We start from the raw sequence: 1,890 nt of genomic DNA, 5'->3' as shown, positions 1-1,890 counted from the left end.
CACCATATTGTCCTAGAAGACTGGGAAAATATGGTGACACTCTGTACCAGGTGGTAAAACATCTGCCTTTACCCCTAAATGTAAACTCAAGAAACCCGGTGATTTCTGATAACGCTGTTGCCATTTCCGCTCAGCTACTGGCATCTGGTCAGCTGGCAGCAATTTCTCAAATGTATCCCAACGGGTAGCATTGGAAACAATTCGTTTTGCTCGATACTCTTTACCATTAACTAGCTGGACACCCACTGCCTTGCCCTTTTCCACCAGAATTTTCCCCACTCGAGCTTTATAAAGAATCTGACCTCCAGCTTTCTCCAATCCCTCCACTAGTTTTTGGGCAATTTTTCCTACACCTCCTACCGGATAATTAATCCCACCGTAATGTCGGTCAGAAAACACCATCCCAGCATTAATCATTGGTGTTTTGTCAGCAGGTACCACAGACCAACAATAACATTCCATGTCTATAAATTTCAGCAACTGGAGGTCGCTAATATACTTGCGAGCAATGTCTCCCACATTTTGGGGCAGGTACTTCACTAAACCCAAACAAGCCAAGGGATGCTGGAAAAATACCCTGGTCAAATAGCGAATTTCTTCCAAAGACAGTAAGTCCATCGCATTCAGGCAATTAAACACCTTCCAGCATTCATCGTAAAATTTGCGAATCCCTTGGCCTTGGTCAGGGAAGTGAGCCGTAAGTTCTTGCAAAAAATTCTCATAGTCTCGGTGGACTTTTAGCTCTAGACCACCAGGGAGATGATAGTGAATCTGTACTGGATCTGGAATTGTTTCCAGACTGACATTGACAGCCTCAAGGGCTCGGGTAAGTAGATTGGTTGTCCCCTTGGTGCCAAACCCAAAAATCATTGATGCTCCCACATCAAAGCGATACCCCTCTCGCTCGAAATAACCCGAACTACCACCAGGAATGATATAGCTTTCTAGGACCAGCACACGTGCTCCCTTCGCTGCCAACTGAGTTGCGGTTACTAGCCCCCCAATACCAGAGCCAATGACAATAGTATCAAATACCAATTGATTGGAAATCCTCTGGGATTGATTGCTTGATGGGCAAGGTTGGGATCCAGCAGTCATGGAATTAGTAATTTAAATAGATTAACTGATGGATCTGAGTTTAGCGTTTCTTGTTGAGATAGGAGTTCATTACCAATGCAAAAAAAAAGTGGGCACCAGCCTGCTGCTGCGTACCGGTCCCACCCGCCTATCCTTAATGAGAGGAGAACACTTATTACTACTATAGGCTTGTTGAAAAAATATGTCAACATATAGGGAGCCATTTTCCCGAAAAGGGGAGTGTCGGGAGTGTCGGCAGTATTAGCTAACCATCCCACCGGGGAGGGTAACAAGCCGCCTTGTTAGCCTTACTGGGTGTAGGCGAACCTGTAGGGAAAACTTTTTGGGAACTAAGGCAATCATTACACCCCGCGCCCCCGCCCCACCCCACACCCCCTCAGGTGTATATCTGAGTCTCTATGGTGTTTTTACTTGTAATTGACCACTTGACAGTATTATTGGCATAGTTACAAGGATGCCCAAAGCCTTTGAGTGCTGTCTCTATTTTGACAACTTGTTTAGGGTTTGCTTAAATCAAGCAAACTATGGTTAATGCTGTGTTCATCAATGTAAAACTTGAGACTATCATCAACTAGATTAAGACTTGTGGTTATTCCGAAAAAACCTGCCACCCAATTCCTCTGACACTACTTTATTTGTTTCTCACTAATTATTATAGTTACTACCTGTTATGACTCTCCAACTACGTGTCTATGTTCCACCCCATCCCCTAGTTAAGCACTGGCTAGGGGTTGCCCGTGATGCCTCGACACCACCTCCATTGTTCAAAAGCGCTATGACCGAGTTGGGACG

2 pseudogenes are annotated in these 1,890 nt (G+C 44.9%); one reads left to right on the top strand and one right to left on the bottom strand.

The annotated features are described in order from the left end of the window. Positions 1 to 27: 27 nt before the first annotated feature. Positions 28 to 1,050 (bottom strand): annotated as a pseudogene (crtH, locus tag F6K38_RS40705) (carotenoid isomerase); the annotation flags it as partial. A 718-nt stretch (positions 1,051 to 1,768) separates the two neighbouring features. Here crtH and F6K38_RS40700 point away from each other — a divergent pair. Continuing rightward, a pseudogene (locus F6K38_RS40700) lies at positions 1,769 to 1,890 on the top strand (uracil phosphoribosyltransferase); the annotation flags it as partial.

Origin of the sequence: Moorena sp. SIO3B2 (assembly GCF_010692525.1) — a bacterium.
Lineage (GTDB): Bacteria > Cyanobacteriota > Cyanobacteriia > Cyanobacteriales > Coleofasciculaceae > Moorena > Moorena producens.
Note: the sequence above shows the minus strand (reverse complement) of the source record. Positions and strands in the feature narration are given on the sequence as shown.